This is a genomic window from Paraburkholderia sp. BL27I4N3, assembly GCF_003386115.1.
Classification (GTDB): Bacteria; Pseudomonadota; Gammaproteobacteria; order Burkholderiales; family Burkholderiaceae; genus Paraburkholderia.
The window spans coordinates 87180-111563 of record NZ_QREJ01000001.1 but is presented as its reverse complement, the minus strand read 5'-3'; the positions used below and the strand labels follow the sequence as shown (position 1 = coordinate 111563).

18 protein-coding genes and 1 tRNA gene are annotated in these 24384 nt (G+C 57.3%); 9 read left to right on the top strand and 10 right to left on the bottom strand.

Going from position 1 to position 24384, the window contains the following annotated elements; translation table 11 throughout:
- Nucleotides 1-21 precede the first annotated feature (21 nt).
- Together rpmA and rplU are read right to left on the bottom strand one after the other, a co-directional pair.
- Entirely contained in the window at nucleotides 22-285 is a 264-nt protein-coding gene (gene rpmA, locus B0G71_RS00490) for a 50S ribosomal protein L27 (RefSeq protein ID WP_007180330.1), read from the bottom strand.
- Nucleotides 286-310: 25 nt separating this feature from the next.
- The gene (rplU, locus tag B0G71_RS00485; protein WP_006051835.1) at nucleotides 311-622 is read right to left on the bottom strand and encodes a 50S ribosomal protein L21; all 312 of its coding nucleotides are present in this window, start codon (nucleotides 620-622) and stop codon (nucleotides 311-313) included.
- A gap of 239 nt (nucleotides 623-861) precedes the next feature.
- Here rplU and B0G71_RS00475 point away from each other — a divergent pair, with 239 nt between their 5' ends.
- The 3 genes from B0G71_RS00475 (at nucleotide 862) to B0G71_RS41785 (ending at nucleotide 3732) form a co-directional block, all read left to right on the top strand.
- On the top strand, nucleotides 862-1854 hold the full coding sequence (locus B0G71_RS00475) for a polyprenyl synthetase family protein (protein WP_106285179.1): 993 nt from the start codon (nucleotides 862-864) through the stop codon (nucleotides 1852-1854).
- 48 nt (nucleotides 1855-1902) lie between these two features.
- A tRNA-Pro gene (locus B0G71_RS00470) sits at nucleotides 1903-1979 on the top strand.
- A 166-nt stretch (nucleotides 1980-2145) separates the two neighbouring features.
- The gene (locus B0G71_RS41785; RefSeq protein ID WP_258875468.1) at nucleotides 2146-3732 is read left to right on the top strand and encodes a site-specific integrase; all 1587 of its coding nucleotides are present in this window, start codon (nucleotides 2146-2148) and stop codon (nucleotides 3730-3732) included.
- Between the two features lie 464 nt (nucleotides 3733-4196).
- Here the strand turns inward: B0G71_RS41785 and B0G71_RS00460 are convergent, their stop codons facing one another.
- Together B0G71_RS00460 and B0G71_RS00455 are read right to left on the bottom strand one after the other, a co-directional pair.
- On the bottom strand, nucleotides 4197-5363 hold the full coding sequence (locus tag B0G71_RS00460; protein ID WP_116139043.1) for a DGQHR domain-containing protein: 1167 nt from the start codon (nucleotides 5361-5363) through the stop codon (nucleotides 4197-4199).
- Between the two features lie 5 nt (nucleotides 5364-5368).
- Nucleotides 5369-6223 carry an HNH endonuclease gene (locus tag B0G71_RS00455; RefSeq protein ID WP_181916697.1) on the bottom strand — a complete coding sequence of 285 codons (855 nt, stop codon included), beginning with the start codon at nucleotides 6221-6223 and terminating at the stop codon, nucleotides 5369-5371.
- Between the two features lie 571 nt (nucleotides 6224-6794).
- Between B0G71_RS00455 and B0G71_RS00450 the strand changes: the two genes are divergently transcribed.
- The 6 genes from B0G71_RS00450 to B0G71_RS00425 all read left to right on the top strand — a co-directional run bounded on the left by B0G71_RS00450 (nucleotide 6795) and on the right by B0G71_RS00425 (nucleotide 12233).
- On the top strand, nucleotides 6795-7532 hold the full coding sequence (locus tag B0G71_RS00450) for a hypothetical protein (protein ID WP_147308639.1): 738 nt from the start codon (nucleotides 6795-6797) through the stop codon (nucleotides 7530-7532).
- On the top strand, nucleotides 7532-8656 hold the full coding sequence (gene dbpB / locus B0G71_RS00445; RefSeq protein WP_116139037.1) for a DGQHR domain-containing protein DpdB: 1125 nt from the start codon (nucleotides 7532-7534) through the stop codon (nucleotides 8654-8656). The genes B0G71_RS00450 and dbpB (B0G71_RS00445) overlap by 1 nt, the downstream gene beginning before the upstream one ends.
- On the top strand, nucleotides 8653-9948 hold the full coding sequence (dpdA, locus tag B0G71_RS00440) for a tRNA-guanine transglycosylase DpdA (RefSeq protein ID WP_116139035.1): 1296 nt from the start codon (nucleotides 8653-8655) through the stop codon (nucleotides 9946-9948). Before dbpB (B0G71_RS00445) ends, dpdA begins: the two co-directional genes overlap by 4 nt.
- Nucleotides 9945-11021 (top strand): DGQHR domain-containing protein DpdB, encoded by a 1077-nt coding sequence (gene dbpB / locus B0G71_RS00435; protein WP_116139033.1) that lies wholly within the window; start codon nucleotides 9945-9947, stop codon nucleotides 11019-11021. Before dpdA ends, dbpB (B0G71_RS00435) begins: the two co-directional genes overlap by 4 nt.
- Before the next feature lie 15 nt (nucleotides 11022-11036).
- A complete protein-coding gene (gene queC / locus B0G71_RS00430; protein ID WP_116139031.1) occupies nucleotides 11037-11738 on the top strand; it encodes a 7-cyano-7-deazaguanine synthase QueC in 702 nt (233 codons plus the stop codon).
- Between the two features lie 126 nt (nucleotides 11739-11864).
- The gene (locus tag B0G71_RS00425) at nucleotides 11865-12233 is read left to right on the top strand and encodes a 6-carboxytetrahydropterin synthase (RefSeq protein ID WP_116139029.1); all 369 of its coding nucleotides are present in this window, start codon (nucleotides 11865-11867) and stop codon (nucleotides 12231-12233) included.
- Nucleotides 12234-12285: 52 nt separating this feature from the next.
- Here B0G71_RS00425 and dpdD read toward each other — a convergent pair whose 3' ends face one another.
- Genes dpdD through dpdG form a run of 6 tightly spaced genes read right to left on the bottom strand, consistent with a single transcriptional unit; the run spans nucleotide 12286 to nucleotide 24380 of the window.
- Complete coding sequence (gene dpdD, locus B0G71_RS00420; RefSeq protein ID WP_147308638.1) at nucleotides 12286-14571, bottom strand: protein DpdD; 2286 nt, start codon at nucleotides 14569-14571, stop codon at nucleotides 12286-12288.
- A gap of 8 nt (nucleotides 14572-14579) precedes the next feature.
- Nucleotides 14580-15107, bottom strand: a complete 528-nt coding sequence (gene dpdK / locus B0G71_RS00415) for a phospholipase D-like domain-containing protein DpdK (RefSeq protein WP_116139025.1) — start codon at nucleotides 15105-15107, stop codon at nucleotides 14580-14582.
- Nucleotides 15107-19621 (bottom strand): protein DpdJ, encoded by a 4515-nt coding sequence (dpdJ, locus tag B0G71_RS00410; protein WP_116139023.1) that lies wholly within the window; start codon nucleotides 19619-19621, stop codon nucleotides 15107-15109. Before dpdJ ends, dpdK begins: the two co-directional genes overlap by 1 nt.
- Nucleotides 19622-19624: 3 nt before the next feature.
- Complete coding sequence (locus B0G71_RS00405) at nucleotides 19625-20347, bottom strand: hypothetical protein (RefSeq protein WP_116139021.1); 723 nt, start codon at nucleotides 20345-20347, stop codon at nucleotides 19625-19627.
- Complete coding sequence (gene dpdH, locus B0G71_RS00400) at nucleotides 20344-23496, bottom strand: protein DpdH (RefSeq protein ID WP_147308637.1); 3153 nt, start codon at nucleotides 23494-23496, stop codon at nucleotides 20344-20346. The genes B0G71_RS00405 and dpdH overlap by 4 nt, the downstream gene beginning before the upstream one ends.
- Nucleotides 23493-24380 (bottom strand): protein DpdG, encoded by an 888-nt coding sequence (gene dpdG / locus B0G71_RS00395; protein ID WP_116139017.1) that lies wholly within the window; start codon nucleotides 24378-24380, stop codon nucleotides 23493-23495. The genes dpdH and dpdG overlap by 4 nt, the downstream gene beginning before the upstream one ends.
- Nucleotides 24381-24384 lie beyond the last annotated feature (4 nt).

Genomic DNA, 24384 nt, shown 5'->3' with positions numbered 1-24384 from the left:
GAAGCCCGTGCCTGAGTAAGCTCAGACTGCTGCCGGGACGACGTTGACCATGTGCTTCTTCGCTGCGCCCTTCGTCGAGAAATTGACGTGGCCGTCCGTCAGCGCGAACAAGGTGTGATCCTTGCCGATGCCAACGTTTTCGCCCGGGTGCATGCGCGTGCCACGTTGACGAACGATGATGCCGCCAGCGTTGATAGCCTGACCGCCGTAAACCTTCACGCCGAGGCGCTTCGATTCGGAGTCACGGCCGTTGCGGGATGATCCGCCTGCCTTTTTGTGTGCCATTTGATTTGCTCCTTAACCGGTGCGCTTACGCGTTGATCGCGTCGATGCGCAGTTCGGTATAGTTCTGGCGGTGGCCGCCATGCTTCTGGTAGTGCTTCCGGCGACGCATCTTGAAGATGGTCACTTTCTTGTGACGACCTTGCGACACGACGGTAGCCTTGACGGAAGCCCCACTGACCAGCGGCGCACCGAACTTAATCGATTCGCCTTCGCCCACTGCGAGAACCTGGTCGAGCGTGATTTCAGCGTCAATGTCTGCCGGTATCTGTTCTACTTTAAGTTTTTCGCCGACGGCAACTTTATACTGCTTGCCACCGGTTTTTATGACCGCGTACATTGAGAACCTCACTCTGTGTTCATTTTTCCCACGCACCGCGCGCGGAAACCCGTGATTATACATAGAGTTAGCTGCTCGGTCAAAACTCATTGAGAGGCGCCGCGCGCAGCGCCCGGCGCCTTGCAGCACAGGCCCGGCGCGCGGTTCTGCCGCCGCCCGGAACGCGCCGCGCCGCAGCCTGCGACCCGGAACTGTCGCGATTCGCCTTATAATTCGCGGCACTACCCAATTCAGCCATCATGTCGTCGACTGCCACCCCCTCCTCCAACGCCGCCAGCCTGCTCGCTCCGATCGCCGAAGACATGCAGCAGGTCAATCGCGTCATACGGCACCGTCTTGCATCCGACGTGATGCTGATCAACCAGATTTCCGAGTACATCATCAGCGCGGGCGGCAAGCGGCTGCGGCCGGCCTTGCTGCTGCTGGTAGCCGGCGCGTTGGGCGAAACCACAGGGCATCGGCACGAGCTGGCGGCAGTCGTCGAATTCATCCATACGGCCACGCTGCTGCACGACGACGTGGTCGACGAATCCGACCTGCGGCGCGGCCGCCAGACTGCCAACGCGCTGTTCGGCAACGCCGCGAGCGTGCTGGTGGGCGATTTCCTGTACTCGCGCTCGTTCCAGATGATGGTCGGCGTGGGCAAGATGCGCGTGATGGAGATTCTGTCGGAGGCGACCAACATCATCTCCGAAGGCGAGGTGCTGCAGCTCCTGAACATGCACGACGCCGACGTGGACGAAGCCCGCTACATGCAGGTGATCCGCTACAAGACCGCCAAGCTGTTCGAAGCAGCCGCCCAATTGGGCGCGGTACTGGCTGGATCGGACGCGAAAACGGAAGCCGCCGCTGCCGAATTCGGCCGGCGCATCGGCACCGCGTTCCAGATCATGGACGACTGGCTCGACTACACGGGCACAGCTGAGTCGATGGGCAAGAACGCCGGCGACGACCTTCGCGAAGGCAAACCCACTCTGCCGCTGATCTATCTGATCGAACGCGGCACTCCGGAGCAGTCGGCGCTCGCGCGGGAAGTGATCGAGCAAGGTGGCACGGAACGTTTCGACACTATTTTCGAGGCGATCACGCGCTCCGGCGCACTGGATCACACGCTCGAATGCGCGAAAAAGGAAGCTCAGGCCGCCGCTGCAGCAATTTCTTCGTTTCCGGATTCCATTTTTAAAGAGAGCCTGCTAGAATTATGTTCTTACTCGACGGCAAGACAGTCTTGAACGAGACTGAAACGCTGGCTTAGTCTGAATCGAGTCTGCAGTACACATCGGGGTGTAGCTTAGCCTGGTAGAGCGCTACGTTCGGGACGTAGAGGCCGGAGGTTCGAATCCTCTCACCCCGACCAGATTTTTCCTTGTTAAATCAAGGCAGAAGCCGTCCATCGACCTGGACGGCTTTTTTGTTTTACGGCCGTTCTGCGCCAAATCTGCGCCACCCGCGTACTTAGCGCCTCGCGGGCCATGGCTAAAACTGGTGCCCATACGTGGTTTCCCCTTGATTTCGGAGACCGCATGGCCAGCATCGACAACCGCTCCCGCTTCATCGTTCGCGTCCAGAACCGCGAGGACCTCGAACGCACCTTCCCTTACAGCCAGACGAAAAAGGTCGAACAGTACGTCGGTGACCTCAGACGCCAGGGGTTCAAGCCGCGCATCGAGCGGGCGGACGACACCTACTTCGTCCGCATCCGGCAGAAAGGCTACCCGGAACTGCAACGCACAGTCGGTTCGCTCGAAGAAGCCGAAACCCTCGTCAACCGGATTGCGTCCCAGCGCAAGGACGGCCTGGTCATCGACTATTCGACGGCCCACCAGACCACCTTCGCCGACTGCATCATCCGCTACATGCGTGAAGAATGCGTGCGACACAAAGGTTTCGAGATGGAGACCTACAAGCTAAACGGCATGCTCGAGGATGCGGGCTGCGCCCGCGTGGACCTGCGCCCCATCATTGACGCGAACCTCGCCGCCTACCCGCACCTCGGCAACGTCACACCTCGCACGCCGACAGGCATCAAGGTCCGCAAGGGTTACGGCGCGCTGGCGTGGATTAACCTGCCGTTCGCGCGGGTCAAGACGACCGACATCGAAAGCTTCATCCGCGACCGCCTCGAAGAGGTCAAGCCGGCGACGGTCGACCGTGAAATCGACCTTCTCTCGGCCATCTGCCGCGTGGCTATCAAGACATGGGACCTGCATGTCGCCAAGAACCCGATGGACGGCGTGCGCCGCCCCCGCTATTTCAACGAGCGCGATCGGCGCCTGAAGACGGACGAGGCGGCGCGCTTCCTGGATGCCACCCGCGAGGAAGACCGCCTGCGCTCGATTGAGCGACGCGTCGAGCAACTGATGACCGGCGCGCGGGACGCCGCCGCGCAGTTGCCCACCGTCTACCAGAAGAAGGCCCACCTCAAGGCCGCACTGGCGGCCTGCCGGGCCCAGGCCGAAACGGACTACACCCATGTCCCGGAACTGGAGACCTTCGTGCAGTTCCAGCTGATGACCGCCGCGCGGCGCGGCGAGACCCTGAATCTCACCTGGTCCAATGTCGACCTCGACGCGCAGACCGCCTTCCTGCCGGAAACGAAGAATGGCCGCCCGCGCACCCTGTCGCTGCGCACCGACCTCATCGAGTTGCTGAACGAGTTGCCGCGTGCCAGCGACTATGTGTTTGACGTGACCGTCGATGACCTGGAAAACGCGTGGGCGCGCGTCTGCGCGAGGGCCGGCATTGAGGCGCTGCACATCCACGACCTGCGCCACGAAGCGATTTCGCGCGTGGCGGAAACCGGCCAGTTCACCCTCATTGACCTGCAGGCTTTCAGCGGCCATCGCGATGTGCGCATGCTGCTGCGCTACGCGCACCTGTGCGCCAGCCGGCTCGCCGCGAAGCTCGACGAGGCGTTCCAGAACGCCCCGGAGCACAAGGGACGCCGGCGGATTGTCGCGGGGAAGATTTCCCTGGGGGAACTCGCCATGGCGCGCCCCGTTGAGGGGGAGCGGGGCAAGGGCGCACTCAAGACGAACACCCGGAACGATGACCACTCGCCGGTCCGCGCCACCAATGTGATCCCGCTGCGGCTCCGTACCGGCACTTGAGAGCCTGACCGCCCTAGTCCCGGCGAGGGGCCTGCCCGACCTGCGCCAGAGTGCGACGTTATATCGCCGCCTCCTCCCTGCCCCTGCGACTAGGAAACGCACGGGGCCGGACAGGCCGGATGCTGGAGGCACTGGATCGGCGAGTCGCCCGCATCAAGAGGGACGCCGCCTTTCATGGCACTGTCACGCAGAGCCAGTCAGGGCTGGAGCAAGCCCCGGACAGACGCTTCAGGAGCGGTACCATTCGCGATGCTGCCCCTGGTGGGGAAGCTACGTCGCATCCGCCCGGCGCGGGATGCCCGCGTCACGCGGCAACATTCGCACTCTCATGGAGCACCTCCATGATCTCGCTGACGGACGCCGTCCCGCTGGAGAAGGCAAGTTCAATGGGCAGTGCCGGGTCGCCATCGCATCCGTCCAGCGGTGAATCCGCAGGCGAACGCATGGCCCTCGGGCCACGTCGATTATTCACCTGACGCGTCTTTCTTGCCCAAGGTTAGGCTGACGTTTTTGTTCCACGGGAGATTGTTCGCCTTGTTATATTGGATACGTTCAAGCGAGTCGACCACCCACTCTCTCCCAGACTTCGTGTCCAAGCTTGCCGCATCCCACTCGGCAGTCCAGAACGCCATTTCTTGTTGCTTGAGTATGTCAGTGACAACGTCCCCTGCTTGATTTAGATCAGTGAGATCGATCTTTGCGTATGGGGAAAGCGACCACGATACAAGCGTGTCGACCAGGTACTGCGACATGCAAACAACACCCACTTTCTTCAATAAACGCGATGCCGGGTCATCCCAAAGTGCAGGCCACGATGCCTTGACGCGCTTCCACATCTCAATGAAGAACCGGGCTATGAAGTCAGAGCTAACCCCTTCCTCGCCCCCAACCTGATCAAGTCGCTTCGACCCGATGTGCATGAGCGCCATTTCGAAGGCGTTTAATGGAATTGATCTCTTGGCATCAACTTCGTTCCTTGGCCATTTAAGCATTCCCTTGAACGGACTATCGTCCTGTGTGTCAATCTGTTCCAGATAAGCGGGCGCACCGCTTGAGCGCATCCGGGCGGATCTGGTAAGACGGGAGTCAAGATTGGCATCCGAATATTCAAGCTTCAGCGCCTTGATATGGTCAGGGCTTACTTTGCTGACCTTGTTATTGATAACAATAAACTGGAATGCGATTTCATCGTCGCCAGCACCAACAATCGCCACTACATTAACGGGAATGGTCGAGTCGTATTTAGCGATCCCGTAGGTCCGATGTTGACCATCGATAATCAATCCAGGAACCGGTTGTCCATCCGGCACGTCAATCGTAATTGCAACGGATACGGGCTGAGTTGATATGTCCTTCTCTTCTATTCCCCCGAGATCTAGACTCGCTCGTGGTATCGCAATGATGATCGATGTCGGTATCGTATTCCGGTCATCCGCCTTAAAGAAGTCGCCGATAGCGTCTACTCTGGCATCTTTCCTTTCGCGCTGGACACCAGCCTTGTTTTCCGGTGTCAGCCTATCGACCGTTGCCCACAACTGGACCTCGCCGACCCGAGCGGGAAACACGCAAAAAAGCTGGTCCGCCGTGTCTCGCTGACGATAGATTATCGCGGAATATTTGTAGGTCGCCATTACTGTTACCAAAGAGATGAGAGATGGGTGCGATCGTGAGCCATCAGATTGAAAAACAATCGCGACTCGCCAGGATAGATTGACGAAAGATCTCCTGCCGGCCCCAATAGAAGAAAAGCCTGCTTGAGCGTGATGTACTGCTCTTCCGCCAGTTTCGTCGCTGCCCTTCGCCGTAGCGCCAGGCTAAGTAGCAAGTCGGCATCTTCTGACTGCGTTGCTGCCGCGTAATCCTGCACGACGCCGAAGATACTCCACGACAGCCGGTCCGTTTTCGCGCCGTTACAGTTCTCACAAACCGGTAGCAGGTTAGATTCAGCGCTAACGCCACCGAGTGAGCGGGGCCAGATGTGGTCCAGCGGAATATTACGTCTGACGCCACCCGACTGGAAAAGCAGATCCGCGCCGCAACAATAACAACGTATTCTGCCATCCGGCGCCATGGATGCCGCCTCGTTTAGCACCCTCGCCCGTGCCGTCTGCTCAATCACATGGCGTGAGATTCGGATTGAACGAAGTGCAAGATCGGGAATGATTCGGAGGCCTCCCCTGTCGGAAAAACTAATGCCGAGGAATTCGACGAGATATTCTCGCATTCGCTGCAGAAACAACTCCTCGCCCTCGTGCGAGTGGAGCAGATTTCCCTCGAGACCGTCCTCCGACTCTATGCGCTTTCCTGCCTTGATGATTTTGTACACAGCCAGGCTGAGCGTTACATCCGCGAAAAAGTGCGCTAGCGCGCCCGAAGGCTCAACCCAGGTTGTCAGTGCAAACAGTTCGCTGGTCGGACATCCATCCGGAGTTCGCGCATAGAGCTCCCGTAGCGCCAGCCATAACTCCTCGCCCGGAGATGTCGTCCTCATTCGAGGTGTCGAACTGCGAATGCTGAACGGCGCAGGTAACATGTTCCAGCCCCATTAATTAAAATATTGCTCTAGCCGCCGCGCAATTGGAGAGGCCAAAGCTGCCAACTTAGGGACTTCAACGGCGCGGCGGATCGCCAAGGCGACGTGGGACATTCGACTGCTACACAATGGGCCCGTCGAGCATCAGCAAGGCCGCAAGCGGACCGGCGGTCTATGTGATGCGGTCCGAAATTACATCCAAGCGCAGCAATTTCATGGCGCAGTTTCTGGGCAACCGCAACAAAGTTTCCGAGCATAACTGCAGCGGCCCACGACCACTAGTCTCGCAGTTTCCATCCCGATCCGTCTATTATACAATGTAGTTATGCTCGCCCAATCCCCTATCGTCCTGACCAGTTGTACCGGTCGAAAACGCGCCGGCAGTCAGGCGATTTCGCTGGCTGCAGTCAGTTCTGGGCGCACGCTTGCCGGAGTCGCCCGGAGGTGGTTCGAAGCGGTGCGATCGACTGCCCCCAACCACAGAGCCGATGAGTTGTACGTCGGCCGGTCGTTCTCGGAGGCGAGGCGGGTGTCGAACGCCCTCGGTGCAGGGCTAAGGATTGTTTCCGCCGGACTCGGCATCGTATCAGCCGACGAACGCATCCCTAATTACGATCTCACGGTCGCAAGTGGACGCAATTCGCTCGCACCCGTTTTGGCCAGTTTTGACGCGAATGCGAGCGATTGGTGGAGTGCGCTTACGCTGCAATTTGGTCCGCGCCGAACATTGCAGTCGGTGTTTTGCGACACAGATGACTGCCTTGTGATGCTGGCCCTCCCGGGCAGCTATCTGAACCTGATCGGAAAAGAACTGGCGGCGTTGACCCCTCAGCAGATAACACGATTGCGAATATTCACGTCTTTGCATGGAAGGACAATTCTGCCACCTGCAGTCCAGCACGTCGTGATGCCATATGACGAACGGCTCGAAACCTCTCGTCTGCCCGGAACGCGAACCGACTTTCCACAGCGTGCGATGAGGCACTTCGTTGAAGATCTGTCGGGACATGAACTTGACATTGGCATTGCGGCCGAACTCGTCGCTCAATCTATGCATCGCTTGAGCAAACGTACAGTGCCCCCTCGGACCAGGATGAACGACGACGAAATCGCCGCGCTCCTACGCGACAATTGGGGCCGATTTCAGGGTGCATCGACCCAACTGTTGCGCTACCTCCGCGATGAGGCCTTGGTCGCTTGCGAGCAACGCCGGTTCCAAGGTATCTGGTCTCAGGTGAAGAATGACCTCCCCGGTGAGCGTCAGTAATGGCAACAACTAAACATGAAATCGTTGTCCGGGCTCTGAAGACGACACAGGGCGATGGTCTGGATGTGTTCGCATTTTTCATCAAGGGCACAGACGTCGTCCGTGTCGCCGATATTTCACGTATCGAGCGAGATGAGGCAGATGCGCTGCGAGGATTTCAGCGGCCAGAGATTCGTAGCCACGTAAAAGGTATCGTCGACTACCTCAATCAAGGAAACGTACTCTTTCCTAACGCCATCATCCTGGCGATGTCGCCCGAGGTTCATTTCTCAGCTGCTCGCGGCACAAAGCCTACTGGCGATGACGGAGTAGCCCAGGCAGGCACACTTTCCATTCCCGTTTATGACGAAGGTCACCGCGTCGCGTGGATTGTTGACGGGCAGCAGCGCTCCCTGGCCTTGGCGCAAGTTGAAAAGTTGGAAATTTCGGTTCCCGTGGTCGGCTTTGTGTCTGACAACCTTGAGGTGCAACGGGAGCAGTTCATCCTGGTGAACAAAGCAAAGCCTCTCCCTACGCGACTGATTAACGAGTTGCTCCCAGAAACTTGTGGAGTCCTGCTACCACGAGAGTTGAGCGCACGCAAAGTACCGTCCGAAATCTGCAATCTGCTAAATCGCGACAATGACTCGCCTTTTTGCAAGCTCATCAAACGCGCGTCTGATAAAGGCGGTAGTAGCGCGGTAATCACCGACACCGCGATCATTACAATGATTCGAAACAGCATGAACAATCCTCTAGGGGCTCTCTCCCCGTACAAGTCAACTGGCCGTGAAGGCGCAGATGTAGAAAGCATGTACCGCATTTTGTTAACCTTTTGGACTGCAGTGAAGGACGTCTTCCCAGAGGCCTGGGGAGCAGATCCACGAAACAGCCGGCTGATGCATTCAGCGGGAATCGAGGCGATGGGCGTTCTGATGGACCGGATCTACGCGAGAATCGCCGGCCACGGAGAGGACTACAAGACCGTTCGAAAAGAAGTCGAGAAGGTAGCGCCTGCCTGTCGTTGGACAGAGGGTGTCTGGGACACGCTCGGAGTGCCATGGAATGAGATCCAGAACACACCGAGAGATATAAAGAAATTGCAGGACGCGTTAGTTAAAGCCTACACCAGCGTACGGCCATGAAATTCCTCTATTCAGACACTCAGGACTATGTGGATCCTGAATACGATTTCCTGGCAGACCGCCATGCCCCCGGGCGTCGCCGGTATTGGGATGACGCTTACGCGCATGAGTTGCTGCGACCGGCACCGTACGACGGATTGTTGGTGTCGATGAGCGCCGTCCGGCAGGCAGACGGCGTCGCAAAATCAAAGGTTCGCTATTCCACGGCCGAAGAGCAGCGGATGTTGCGCGACGGCGTGCGCAAATTCCTTCGATACGGCGGTCCTGACCACAAAGATGCCATGCTGCTGGGTGACTGCGGAGCTTTCGCCTACGTCGAGCACGAGAAGCCAGCCTATTCTCCGCAGGAGGTAGTTGACTTTTATGCCGATGCAGAATTTACGCATGGTGTCTCACCAGACCATATCATCTTCGACTGCGACACAACGAATCCGCCTGCGGACGCTATGTCCGACGCGGTGCGTCAACGTTTCGAAATCACGTTGTCGAATGCAGAGGAATTCCTGAAGATCACCCGCCAGGAAGGCGAGCCGTTCGAGCCTGTAGGCGCGGTTCAAGGCTGGTCGCCAGCGAGCATCGCGGAAGCGGCGGTCACGCTTGAACGCATGGGGTATCGATATCTTGCAATCGGGGGGCTCGTTCCCCTGAAAGTCGATGTGATCCATCAGGTCCTGCGAGCCCTTCGTAAGGCTATAAAACCTGAAACGAACATCCATCTGCTTGGATTTGCAAAGGCGGAAGCCATACACGAGTTCACTGGTTACAACATCACGAGTTTCGATTCGACGTCGCCTTTGATCCGCGCTTTCAAGGATGCTAAATCGAATTACTACATGCCTTCGAACTCGACAGGTCTTGCCTACTATGCAGCGGTCCGCATTCCGCAGGCGATCGAAAATCCCAGGCTAATGCAAGGAATCAAGCGTGGCATTTTCAGCGCCGAGGATCTCCAGCGGCGGGAACAGAAGGCCTTGTCGGCTTTGCGTGCTCTTGACGCCAAAGGCGGAAAGGTCAAGTCCGCACTCGACGCGGTTATGGATTATCAGCGCTTCCTCACGCTGGGTGATGGCAGTCCCCCCGAGAAGCATGAGCGAGACTTGATGCGCACTCGCACGCTGGTGGAGCGCACCCTCGAAGACGCGCCGTGGAAACACTGTCGTTGCGAGATCTGCAAATCAGTTGGCGTCGAAGTGATCATCTTCAGATCAAGTAACAGAAACAAGCGACGCGGATTTCACAACCTGCGCGTATATCACCAACATTTACAGAAGACCTTGGGGAATCTGTCGTGAAAACCTACAAGTTCAAGGCCATTCGTGCGTCGCAAGCCCCGGAGCACGACGTCTTTTCATTCGCGGCGACCCCGGAACAGATCCTCGCGTTTTCAGAGATCGAACGCGTCGGGCGAGAGGAAGATGGTCAGTTGCGCGGCTTTCAGCGGCATCAGATCGCGTCGCACATCAAGGAAATTCGTGACTATCTGGGTCGCACCGACGCGCTGCTTCCCAACGCGGTCATCGTTGCCTTTATTGGCGGGGTCAAGTTGCGTGAACTCTCCGACGGAATTGTCGAGGTCGAAATCAAGACAAAGGACGGAAAGCCAGGCTTCGTTGTAGATGGCCAGCAGCGACTTTCCGCACTTTCGGGCCTACAAAAGCCAGGATTTCAGGTGTTCGTCTCCGCACTTATCTGCAAAGACTATAACGAATTGCGTCAGCAATTCGTGCTTATCAACAACACGCGGCCGTTACCTAAAACGCTCATATACGAACTTCTGCCTTCCGTTGAAGGCTTGCCCGCGCGTTTCACCGCCCGAAAGTTCGCAGCCCGTATCGTCGACCGTCTGAACTTTTCCCGACATTCAGCTTTACGCGGAGAAATCCGCCAACACACCAATCCCAAGGGCGTCATTAGCGATACCGCCATGCAGAAGCTTGTCATGAACTCCACTTCTGACGGCGCCATTCGGGAATTCATAAAGGACGGAGACTACGAGGACCGCGCCTTTGATTTCATCAATGAGTTCTTTGAAGCCGTGACAGCGGTCTTCGGAAGTGAATGGGTGGGCATGAGCCCCAAGACATCCCGGCTTCGCCATGGCGCAGGCTTGGTCGCACTGGGCTTTGTCATGGAATTGTTGTACTCGAGCGAGGGTGCGGAGACACGCGATCAATTCGCAGCGGGCCTCAACCTCTTAAAGCCGTATACGGCGTGGACGAGTGGCAATTGGCGTCTTGCAGTCGGCGACGAGCGGCCATGGAACGGAATACAGAATACCCCGAGTGACATCGACCTGCTCACCAATTTCCTAGTTAGAACACTGAAGAAGGAACTGCGCCGCCCACGGCGGGTAGCCAACGCCTAATATCCGGAGGCAATGATGAAGACACGTGCACTTGTTCTATTCTCGGGCGGCCAAGACTCGACTACCTGTCTTGCCTGGGCGCTCAACCGGTACACATACGTTGAAACGGTGGGGTTTGACTACGGACAGCGACACGCAGTCGAACTCGACTGTCGCCTCGCCGTGCTTGACCGCCTGAGACAAGATTTTCCGTCGTGGGGCGAAAAGCTGGGTCGCGATCACTTGCTAGATCTGTCCGTCCTCGGTTCCATTAGCGACACTGCGCTTACGCAAGGCAAGGCAATTGCGATGGAGAAAAGCGGGTTGCCTAATACGTTCGTTCCGGGACGGAATCTGCTGTTTTTCACTCTGGCAGCCGCTATCGCATATCGCCGTGACCTTCATTCGTTGGTTGGAGGTATGTGCGAGACGGATTATTCCGGCTATCCCGACTGCCGCGACAATACGCTCAAATCGCTTCAGGTCACGCTTGCGTTGGGAATGGACTCGCCGTTAATTATTGAAACTCCGTTGATGTGGATCGATAAGGCTGACACATGGCAAATGGCAGCAGATCTGGGCGGCGACGCACTGGTTGATCTGATTCGTAAAGAGACGCACACGTGCTATCTCGGCGACCGCACGCACAGTCATGATTGGGGCTACGGATGCGGTCAGTGCCCGGCCTGTGAGCTTCGAGCCAACGGACATCGTGCCTTCGCAACGAGAACCGCATAGCGATGCCCAAGGTCACGGCGATGCTCCGCGACCAACTGCAGGTCGTCCGCGCGACAACTGCATCACGGCGCGAAGCAGCTTGCCCGCAGCATCCACGCGATAAAATTAGAACGTTTTAACCATCCCATGATCTTCGAGCTAAGCCAACGCTTCTTCTTTGATGCCGCTCACACCCTGCATCGCGAGATCGATCAGGAGGGAAGTCGCCGCATCCACGGCCACACATATCATGCTCACGTCTTCGTACGCGGGAATCCCAACCCGGAGACTGGCATGATTGTCGATCTGGGGCTGTTGAATCAGGCCATCGAGCGAGTTCGCAACCAACTGGATCACCGTTTCCTGGATGACATCCCGGAACTCGGGCCGGCCACCCTTGAGAGCCTGTGCGCTTTCATTCTCCGAAAGATCAGGGATTCCTTTCCAGAAGTCACCCGAGTACGCGTTGAACGCACGGCAGGCGGCGACGCATGTGACCTCTATGTCCAAGGGTAGCCCCCCGGCGCGCGAGAATAAGGCAAAAGGCGACGGGACACCTTCGGTACCGCTAGACCGCCACTTCGCTCAAGACCTTCAAGATGCTCGCAGATCCCTTCCCTTCGGGTAACAGCAGGTTTGGCCTGCTGCCACGCGCATCCTTGATCGCAAAATAGGCCTGATGCTTACTGCTACGCCACGCGAACACGAAAACATCGCTGTTTGCTGCCAACTGTTTCAGGCGAGTAGTCGCAACATAATCGGAGTTCAACTCAAGACGGCACAGGGGGACCAGCGACTTCAGGATCTGTATGGCTCGCTGCCCGGCTGATTCAGTCAGCGTATAAATGGCTACCGACTTGTTCGCCAGGTGCGCGAAATCGCCCTCACCACGCTCGCCTTCCTCACCTTGTTCAGCCAGTAACTCACGGACTGCGGGAAGCTGGTCGAAATCCTGTGCCAGAAGTTCCAGTCCGCGCCACTGATCCACCCTCAGACGGTGACGGTACTGGCTAGCGATCTGTTGCAGAGCGAAAAACAGCCTTAGCGGCGCTTCCTTGTCAGGACGTGGGAACAGAGCAAACAACTCTACAATGTCGAACACCCAATTCATGTAGCGTGGAGAGCCAACCCGCGCAAGTAACTCCTGCATATCATCGACTAGGCCACGGTAGTCGGCAGCCGGGATACCCGACTCGAGCAGCGTTGCTGTTATTCGTTGTACCGAATCGAGTTCTTCCAACCCGTCATTGCCTTCCAGCAGAATGAGCGTAAGCAGCGTCTGGTAAAGGCGCTGGACTTCAGGCACACCGGTGCCCTCACGAAAGAAGTCCAGAATGGCCGGTATCGACCTGACGTAGGTGCGTAAGACCGTTTCTTCGTAGTCTTCGACTTCCGCCATGAAGGCTGCGACAGCCTCGGGGTTAGAACTGTAGTCGGAAAGCCGCCACTCTTCCGCTTTCTGCGTCGCCAGACGCGATGCATCGAGGCTTGGCAGTCCGGCCTTCACGGCGCGTGCCCAACCACTCCAGTCAGCGATTGCTCCCTCGTCCACGAGAGACTGTGCAGAGTCCAATGATTTGTGAAACCGCGCGATCTTCTTCGTATAACGCGGTCCTAAAGCGTCCTGCATCGCGGCGGGATAACGGCCCAACGCATCAAGCGCTTCGCGTGCTGCTTCCACGGTCGCTATTTCGGCGGCGCACTCCAGGATGCGTTGCAGCACATCCTGACTGACCGGCGCGCGCTTGAAAAAAGTCATCGCGCGTTCGTATTCAGCATCCTCAAACGCGGTGTTAGCTTCATACAGACTGTCGGAAGTCTTGACGCCCGCTTGCAGATTGGGAAACCACTGCGGCAACGAGGACTCGTCAGAATGCTCGAGCTCGGCCCGCAACGTTGTGAGCAACTCCTGATCGGGTCTTTCCCGTGAAAGTTCATTCAGCGCAAACGCCTTCAATACTGCCGGGCGCGTGATGCTCTTCCTCGCCCTGAACAGCCACGCGAATCGCGGCCGGACGTACTCATTAAACGTCGCCGTCGCAGCGGCGAGATCGGCGTCATTCTCGTGTCGCGCCAGAAAGTGGACATACAACGCTTCGACCGCCTCGCCCAGGGTCTGCCGGGGAAGATTGAGATCACGAAGAGCTAGCAGCTTTGTCTCCCCCGCAACCATCGGCGACCAGCGTCCAAGTCCTGCGAGCAGATGAATTTCGAGAAACCGCTCGTTCTGCGCATTAAGGCGACCGGTGCCTTTCAATTCCTCAAGTAGTCGATAGGCCTGCCGCTCGTCTCCCGCAGCGATCGCTCTCTCAAAACGTAGCTTGATTGAACCAAACGTTTGAGGCGCAAGACGATAACGCTCCGGTCGGCTCTCTAGCGAAGTTCGATAGATACCCAGCATCGACCAGACCGGTTCGTTCTCACGACCGCCGCGTCCTTCAAACCTGTAGACCCACTTGAACCGGTCGACAGCAATCTGCGTCAGCGCATCATGCGGGATGGCAACCCGGCCCACCGGCGTGAAATCGGTATAGGCGAGGCCAACATGCGCGGTCAACTCCTCGCACATTTCGTTCGCGAGCAGATGACTGTCAGCGCAAGCGAGCCATGCGGTTGTCCCGTCATGGTCGAAAGACAGGGGCAAAACCAGAGGACGGGTGGCCGGGGCCTTCGCCCAGAATTTCAGCCATGCGCAAGTCTCCGACCCGGCGAGGCGAACGCCTTCAACATTCTGGTCATGCACCGCGTTACCGGACCCGTCGAGTTGTGCAATGTAAGCTCCGAGCCAGCTACTTTCGCCGGGCATCACCGCTCCCAAGTCCATCGAAGGCATAAAGTTTTGGAGATCTGCCACGTTCTGTCCTAGCCGGTTCTATATTTGTCAAAATTAAGTCGTGCTTCCGCAATCTGCTGCAGGTCGACATCAAACGAGATCACCTCGTCGTTCAATTCGAACCCTCCGTAGGTGAAATTCATGGAGCCTGAGAGCAACGCCCGGTCGGTCAACAGCCCTTTTGTATGCAAGGCGTCTGCGCCGTCGTTAATCCACAGCTTTGAATTGACACCTGAATTCCTGGCTTTCTCGCGCATCGTCGACAGAAAGCGCTTGTTATGATCGAGACTTCGGGTCGCGATACTGACCGGTTGCCCGCGTCGCATAAGCGACAGCAGCATTTCCGATATGGTTATCTCGCGGCTTCCCCAGTCAGGCTCGACGAGATTGAAAGCGCCCGATCGGTTGTCAAGTATCGGAACGTCGCTGATCCATGGGCTGACAAGCCAAGTAGCACTCCCGGGATTGAGAAGTTCACCGAGAAAGACAAACTGAAAGAGTTCGCGCACTTCATGCTGGCTGGCTGTCGCGGACTTGAATATCCGTCGCGATTGCATCAATTCACCTCCACTTCAGGAAGCCGGATATCGGCCTCGATGGCCGACATGCTTTGCCGCATCGCGACCAGCGCCGGATAGACATGAAGGCCTCCGGCGTCGACCGGGTTTAGCATCAGAGCGTGAAACGCTGCCTGTAGCTCTTCCTCCTTTCCCTTCGCACAGGTCAAAGTAGCAAATCCGCGCTCGGCGAGAACTAACTCGCAGTGCTGCTGCCATTCGGGTTGTGCGACATTTATGCGAACGTCCCACTCGGGAATAGAGTCGGCTACGAGCAAACGTTCAGTTCTCGGCAGGCGGCTAAACGGGTTATAAATCGACAGGCGCTGCTGTCTTACCAGACTTCCACGAGGCCACAGTAGTCCGTAGATCATTCCCGTCTTCCAGCCACCGGACATGCCCACCTCTCCGAGCATGTCCTGAAGTTCGTCCGGAAGATCATTCCTCGCGGCAAATGCTGCCATGAGTTGCGCGTCGATCTCGATCCCCAGGCGCTGTTCGGATATCTGCCAGTCAGTCAGCAGGTCGTGCAGAAAGGTGTCAGAGACCCGCGAACTCCCGGGCCTCAGGATGCGGGCGTTAAGCGACGCTAGAAAGGCGTGGCTCGGCAGGAATTGATGCCTGACGAGCATGGTTCTCAAACTGTCAAAGGCGGCACGGCTATTCTCCAGTCCGACTGCGTCGCGACACTCCGCCGCTGCCTTCGTTAATTCAGCGTCAGCCGATTCGACCGCGAGCAGATTGACCACACGACCAAGTTGCTGGTCCACCAATTCAAACTCGCCGGCCTGCAGCGCAGATTCAATGAGAGCATAGAACCTCCCCGGATCCTCTCCGTAACGCACCAGCAGATTTTCGATGAGTCCGGCTCCTCCTACCATCGTTTCAGTCACCCAGATAACAGCACCCTGAGTTTCCGTAACAGTTGACTCTGACACCACGTCGACCAAAAGAGAGTCCGTGTCAATTTCCGGACATAGAGACTGAATGGCATCCTGTACCGCTGCGCCCAAGGTCGTCAGGTAGCGCAATTTCAGCCACTGCTGCCATGAACTGTCGATCGGTCGCCAGAGGACCGCCGAAAGGGCTTTCAACTCTTCCAGCACGCTTACGTCGCTCAGGAACGCAATCAGATCATGCCTGAGTCGCTCTGGTCCCTGGGCATCGCCGTACGATGCCTCTTCCTCATCAATCTGCGTCGATTGGAATACGGTCTCCAGTACCGCGATGAGCCCCATTTCCGCCCGCCCTTCGTCCAGCATGACACTCGCTTGCTCAAGTGAGCAGTTCACCGCCAACGCGTTGCACACCAGTGCGCCGAGATAGACGCGTGCCAGCCAATCCCTCGAAAATGGACTCTCGACATTCGCCAGCATTTCGCCGGACCACGCCTGATCGAAGTAGCGCGCGGTCCGCAAGGCGCGCCATTTTTCTGACGAATCCGCGTTCGTGTCACAGTAGAGTCCGTCAGGAACGTTGATGTCCAGTTTCAGGCCGTCGACACTCAGCGTGAAACCGATCGCGATATCTGCATCGTCGAGCGCAAACGAAAAGGTACGCTCCTCGGTTCGACCATCGGTGAACCGTAAACTGGCCCGCGAGCGGCGCGCAAATCTCCGAACTTCAATCGGGGACTGCTCACGATGGGTATGGAACACGGCCGACCTGACGATTCCTGCAAGTCGCGACGAGCGCGGCACAGGAAACATAGACGGAAGCCCCCCTGGAACAAGCTGCGTCTGCCATTCCAGAAACGCATTAGACGTGGTGCCAAGGTCTCGCGGCGGTGCCGAGACATTCAGACGCATTGCCCGAAATACCGGTGTACTCTTCGTCTCCCCACCATCGAGATACTGAAAATTACCAAGCAGATATCCTTCCATACATGACAGGATATCGAAGCGTTGATTCAGTTCAGGTGACAGATGTTCGGGCCCGCACCAATGGTGCTCAGTACCGTACCTGTGGCCAAATCTTTTCGAAACCCGTCCTGGCGCAAATTCGCGCATCGCCTGCAGGACAGGCATTGTTTCAGGGTCTTCCTGACTACCAAACAGGTGAATCGCCACTTCGGGCAAGTTAAGATCGGCGAACAAAGACTCAGGGATAAATTCCGGCAGTGGACCTGCCCCTGCCGACGGGTCTTCCTTTGGTCTACCCATGCGTGCCCACTGCGACTGGAGGCGTCGCAGCGCGGTGGGCAGCACCGCCGTTATCAACGGACGCGGGAAATCCCACAGCAGCGCCTCGACGGAATCGCGATCCAGCTTCATCGCGCGAGAAAGATGTCGAGCTAACGCTTCTTGCGCACCCTCATTCTCGAGGATTTCCGTGATCAGATGGGCAATCCGTGTCTGAAGGTCAATGTCCGCCTGACGTTCTCCGGGTCTACCCAGCAGTGTCCACACGTGATAGTGCAAACGGGACTGTTCCAACTGGACGCCAAGATAGTCAATAAGCGTGAAGACCGCCTGCATCTTCTGTACGTATCGATTGGCGAGCGGAAGTACCCGTCTTGGCAACTCCGGATCAAACAGTTGCTCGTAAGCCTGGTATGCCAGCCGGTCGCGACCGTAGTCGGAAAGCACAACCACCGTCCATGGCCGCGTGCTACGCAGCCGCCCTGCGCGGCCTCGTCGTTGCAAAAAGGCCGCGACTTCCCGAGGAGCCTTATGCTGGATGACAACGCCGACAGCCGGATCGTTATATCCAACCTCAAGCGACGCTGTCGCGACGACGATATCAGCGTCGCGGTCGACACCGGCGTCCTGCGAACTCGTACGATCAACCTGCAATGAGACGGACAGGTCATGGCCAATCGACTCGCTTATCCTCCAGTCCTGCCCGTTCTCGAATTGGGACGTTGATAAACTGGAACGCCGAAGATGGGCAAGTGGTCCGTTCGGATGTCGGCGCCGATCAAGCTCGCGACGGGAGTTCTGCGTTCTGCCCTCCGCATCCAGCATACTGAAGAACAACCGGTTATTGACATCAAGGTCATCTGTGAAAGCAAAGACCCTGCTGCCGTACGCACCTTCGCTTACCGACTGGCCCCGCCGGTCCTGGGTCCTCGCCATGAGCATTGCAGTCTGAATGGTCGCCGAAAGTAGCGCGGTTCTCGAGACAGGATCGCCACGCAACGCGAGCGTATATTCAGCGCCCTCCTTCTTCATGTCACCAGGAGACGGCGAAACCTCGGACACCTGCTCCGGCTTCAGACCAGTCAGTTGACAGAAGAACTCGGGCGCTTCGCGCAACGTTGCCGACAGGCCGACGAAATGAATTCCCGAGCGAAGTGCGCCACGCCATCGACGCATGAGATATGCGACGTGTGCACCGTGGAACCCGGCGTAGGTGTGGACTTCGTCCATTAACATCAGGTCGGGCGCCCGATGCGCCTTCGGACCGAGTCCGAACAGATGGCGAATACGCGAGTCCGACATACGACGGTTCAGCATCTCCGTCGTTGTAAAGAGAATATCCGGGGGCTGTTCAGCAAGGCGCCTGCGGGTAAGAATCAATTCATCCTCGGCCACGCAGTGGCCACAGGTATCGCAGCACAACCTCTCGATGTCGCGCGAGCGATCCGCTTCACGCCAGAGCATCGAACCGGTACACCCCGGACGTGGGCACGAAAAGTATGGACAGATAGCATCAGCACCGACCATACGCCATCGTTTCGGAAGGTACCGCGCCGATGTCGGTGTATCGCCAAAGAGCGCCCCCAGGACCAGCTTCCGGCCTGTCGAAGCAAGGGTCGTGTCGAGACGTCGCGCTTGGGAATAGACCTCACTGAACTGGTCCTTGAGCAGTTCGTTTCTCGGATACAGGGCTATCGCCTTCACCCATCGCTTCGAGGAACGGTCCTGGAGAATTTGCGCAATATGGGACAAAGCAGGCAGGTAGAACGCCATGGTTTTCCCGCTTCCGGTTCCCGCGCAGACGATGGTCCCCGCAGCACTCCCGGAACGCAGAGACCTGAGGATTCGGGAAGTTGCGTCTACCTGGAACTGCGCGAGCCTGATCGGACCCGCATCCGCCTGCAGCAAAGCGCGAATTATAGACACCGTGAAAGACGGGACATCGCCGATCTCCGGCAGAAGCTCCTCCGGCGTAAGCCTGCGGTCCGGATATTCCCGCCTCCTCCATCGAAACCGATAGTCGGCAACAAGCGCGGGAGCATTAACCCATCCGCCGTCGGTGCCATGCTTCGGAAACCACTGCCTAAGTTTGCGGGCGAGTCTAATCGTTTCTGCCATGCGTGACCGGTACCGGGGCTCGCTGTCATCGACGCATACAATAAGTGCCCGCCGAACCAGATCTTCGATCACCCCATCCGCGTCGAAATACGCGTCCATCTCACTCCGAATGGCGTCGGAGAGAAGTGGATCCACCAGTTCAACCAACTCATCGTGGGTTATGGCTGCGTCGACGATGCCCCATGACAGAAGAGGCAATTCGCGTTGCTCGAGGGCGTCCAGGCAGGCGATCAGGAGAGTCGTAACGTTATCCATAAATTAATTGACGCGTGCCCTGACCGAATACAAGCCATCCTCTTGCCGACATTTCAGCCAATCCAAGACCTCTTCCGTGAGCAGAGACAACGGTGCGCCCGTGGCGCTGTTAGCCCCATCCAGAAAAAGTCTCACGGCCTCGGGAACATCGAAATCAATTTTTCCGTATGCAGCAGACAACGAAAGGGAAAGCGTTTCGACCTCGCTGATGGCAGCGACATCACTTGGCAGGCTCTGACCGATCTGCTGCAGTCGGGTATAAATCACCTCATACTCCCGAATCCGTTGCCTGTTTTCGGTTGTATCGGCCGTACGACTTTTTATCGTCCCCGGCGGGTCGCTGGTGATCTTTTCCACGACGTACGCTTTCCATCCCGATTTCCCAGAAGCTTCCAGCGTTTTGTTTAGCGTCCGCATCTTGTCCAGCAAAGTGGACCACTCCTTGCCGGACTTCAAAGTTTGGGGACCCGGCTTTTTCTCCATTTTCCTGCGTACATCAGTCGCCAGTTTGACGACCTCTCCGACCAAACTCTCGGGCAACTCGACCTGAACATTTCCGGAACGAAGTCGGAGAACGCTCTGCCTGCTAAGATTCAACGGTTCGGTCAGCGCGCGAAGAGTCCGCTTTTGCTCGTGGAGTTCTCGGACCTCCTCTCCGTTATCGCTAACCGTCTCCAGGTATCCCAATCCCTCTTTGAGGGTTCTCGCCTGTTCGAGCAAGGTCATGAGTGGACTCCTTGAGGTGCGGTCTCTGCGTCGACCGCATGCAGCACCGCCATGTCCGTTGCAATCACATCCAGTTCCTGTAGCAATTCTTCGATAACTGGCTTCTTGTCCAGTCCCGTGAGGGCCTTGCGCCTTGTCTCGACAAGGTTGCTCATGCTGGAGACAAATCGGGATATGGTCGACATCACCGTTGCCGTGTCCTGCAACTCCTTGGGGTTCACACGTCCGAGTACCGCGATACGAGCTGCTTCCGTCTGGGCCCTTTGCGCGTCGACGTACAGGCTCCGTATCTCCGCCAGGGGACACGCATTGAACTGTTTCAGGATTTCTTTGATGCTGCTCTGATCGACATTCTCTGGCCAGACACTAATTCTCATCGCGTCTGAGTAAACGGCTCGGAGTTCCGCGTACAACTCCACCTTGTTCGTTTCCTCGCCAAGCAATTCCGTCATCTCCGCGCCCCATCTGCAAAGCTCAGCGTAAAACTGGCCGGAAAGCGGCCTCAGACTGGAACCAAGTTGCTTGATGTGCGAAACAAGCTCCTTGTCCAGTCCCTTTTCCCGATCGAGATCCTTCGCGAGCACTCCGATCGCGTATACGTCCAGTTCACGCATCAACCTCCAGATTCGAGTCACGTCGAGCGCCAGCGGGGTCTTACCGGTGTCACCCTGAAAATACATCGCCCGACGGAAAAACTGCTCCATCAGCCCCTTGCGATAGGTAAAGCAATCCCTGCGAAGCAATGCCCAGCCAGTCCCCGACAACGTGATTGGCGCCTCGACTGCCGGTGTCAGTATCTGTGCGAGCAGCGCTTCGACGTTTTCTGTCCCGGTAGAGTCTTTCTTCACGCTAGTCAGACCAAGGGCATGCGACTGCATCGTCAGAGCCGGCAATACGGTTGTCAGAGCGGAGTCTGCAATTGCCCTCGATTGGGACAGATACTCGGAAGCAAGTCTCTGCCCCAACTGGAAGGCATATACGGAATCCTCGTCCGCTTCGGGGTAGCTCCACTGGTTGCCCTCTAGGTCCCACCGGACGATAGCGAGCAGGCTCTTGAAGAGAAACCCGTTGGGGTCCTCGCTCGTATCAGCGATTTTGACGACGATCGGATGTTCCTGATTTCCTCGCGCGCTCGGAATCTGGAAGGCTTTTGGCGACAGATTTTTGACGTCAGACCCAGACAGCGAACTCAGGGTCCAGTTTGACATGGCGTCCACCAGTTTCACGCAGGCATTCCTGATGGTCCGCGCGCTTTGCATGTCGAGTTCGACGCCCTCCCGCCATGCATGAAGCCGTTTCTTCCACTCCACAACCTTGGGGTCTTCTTGCGGGGCATCGATGTCTCTATCTTCGTCTCCATCCGTTACATCTTTCTCCCCCTCTTCCTGCTCCGAACCGCCTGGTTCACGCAACACAGCTTCGAGCGGCGGCAGTTTGAATGCGGTGAGCACGGATGGATTGAGCACGTGCAGCCCTTCATCGTCCTCCGGATTCCCCCCCCAGTTCGCGAGAAGGCTCCTGTACTGCGCGCGCTGCTGGCTATTTAGTAGACGTTGTTTCGAGACAAACTCCGCTATGGCAGCACTTGGCGTCGCTACGGCAATCATCTCCGGAAAGGAGCCATCGTCGAAAGAAGCCCGGTGATCAAGAAGCAGCGGCCTCAATATGTAGTTGATGACCGCGCGCGGGTTAAATGAAAGCCGCCCCCCGACTCTCAGATAACGATCGCAGAACGCCGCTACGGCTTCCCTGTTAAAAGGAAACAGTGCGTATTTTCTCGAGCTATAGCCAAACCCGGAAATGATCGACGTCTGATCATCTTCGGCGCTGAATGCCGTCAGCCAGCCGCCCGAATCGACACTTTCATTGTCGACGGTACTGAACATACGCCGGAGTTGATCAATTCCGTGACGGCTGGCGTTCAGGTAGTTGCCGACCAGATCGACAGCGCGCGATACAACGGCTCCGTCGCGTTCATCCGTAGGTCGAATGGCCCACTCATACTTCGCCCGCGTGCGAATGGTTTCCCATTTGTCAAGATAACCGTCCGTGACCGCGATCGCCGTGCGCATGAAGCACAACTCCTGCTTGCCATCCCGTATGGCCTCCTGGATGCAGATGTTGAAAAGCACCTCCTGAATGCCCGTAAGTGCAGCAAAGTCCTCCACCAGAAGGATCAGTTCCTTTCCGTCCTTGAAAAGCTGCTTGCGGATGTCCAGGATGACGTCCTGAAGGGAGTACCCGCCCTTTGCGCTGAGATTAAAACTGTTGCCCACAGCCGTATCGACAGCTTCATTCAGTATTTTCACGGCGCGGGCCCGCCCTTCTGCGTTGGCGCCGTCGATGGTGGTCAAATAGTATCCTTTGACCTTTGCAGACGCCTGGCTGACGAGGCCGATCGGCATATCAAGATCGCTTGGTTCGAACTGTGGCACACGGTCATCCACCGAACTATCTGCGGTCTTCGCCCCGGTCGCGCGCCGCACGAGTCGGATTAGGGGAGCGAGGTCCGACGCTTCCCCCTCCTGCCCGAGCAAACGATCCGTAAAAACCGCGTCTCCTAGGAGGCCAGGAAGGTTCTTAAGGTGATGCAGGTCGGTTAGCTGTTTCTGACTATCAGCGCTATCCGGCGAATACTGCAACCGAAGTTGCCGGAACCGCTCTTCAAGTACGTTCTGCAGTTCAGCGCGCAAACGGTTGGCGGCCGCACGTGGCTGAAAATCCGGAATCGCCTGGTTAAAGGCCTTATATATTTCCGGAGACTGTTCCGGATCCAGCGCATCCACAATCTGCTTGACTACGGTTCGCAGGCTGGCACTCTTCGGCACGCGAATGATGTGAGCGTGCTGCGCCTCAGGACTACGCCTGAGTTGCGCGTGAAGCCATCGAATCAGATGTGACTTACCGTATCCGGAGGGCCCGCTCAGCGGCAGAATGAGCGTACCCGTAGGCAGGTCATCAGTCAGGAAGTAGCTGAGCAGATCCTGTTCGGTAGCGGCGTCTTCCGTCCGCTCCAAGGTTGCCTTTTTCGTTAGATCCATCGCTTGATGAACGGCAAGCAGCAGGCACTCCTCTGCGGATTCCGCCTCAGGTTTGATGCAGTCGTTAATCGCTGCGCTCGAGGGCCACCAGTTTGCAAGTGTCATCATGCTTCTCCGTGATACGTGATGTGCGTGAATCGATCCCACGGCCTGCCCGCAAATCCCGTAAAACTGTACCCCTGCTTCGCATCCGCCCGGATCTCGAAACCAACCACCCCGCCAATTTCGAGACGCTTCAAGGCGCGAGACAGTGACGTCGACAGCGCATCCCCTGCACGCGACGCGAGTTCGGAGTTTTTTATTTCCGACTCCACCAACTGGCGGTAGCTACCAAAGTCGAGCACCGGAAGTATCGTTGCGAGCGCCTCGATAAAATCGACAGCGGGCAACGTACTCCGGTCCTTAAATATTCCCGACAACGAATCGCGAACCGCAACCGTGGGGTCAACGGTCAGCGGACTGTCGCCGGAGGCGAAGCCCATAAACACCGACCAATGCTTGAAGCCATTCCAGCGCGTGTCGTTCTGCAGCACCCTTCTCGCCTCATTCCCGACCTGCACGCTTTCCAGAACCTGGATCTGCTCAGCGGAAGAAGGAAGTGTGTAGATATCCTGCGCGAGAATCCAGGCAGCTGCCCGCGTAAAATCCGCGCTCAGATTAGACTCTGCATCCCAGAAGTTTCTGTTGTTTATTTCGCTGAGTGCAACCTCGCGCACAACTGACGGCATCCGTCGGACCGCCTCATCGTGCTCCAGGTTAGACAGCCAGTTGTACTCCGACGCAACACGCAACTTGCCGTCGTTCTCAACAAATAGGCCAAGTTGGGTCCATCTCGCCACGGCGTAGCGGAAACGTTTCGGGTCGACTGCGAGTTCCGGTGCGCATATGCTAAACAACCTGTCTTTTGTCATTGGGCCAAGCGCAACCAGTGCCTTAAGCGCGATGAAGACCTGTCCCGGCATCCCATCGCTTTCCATATTCAATATTGCCATTTCC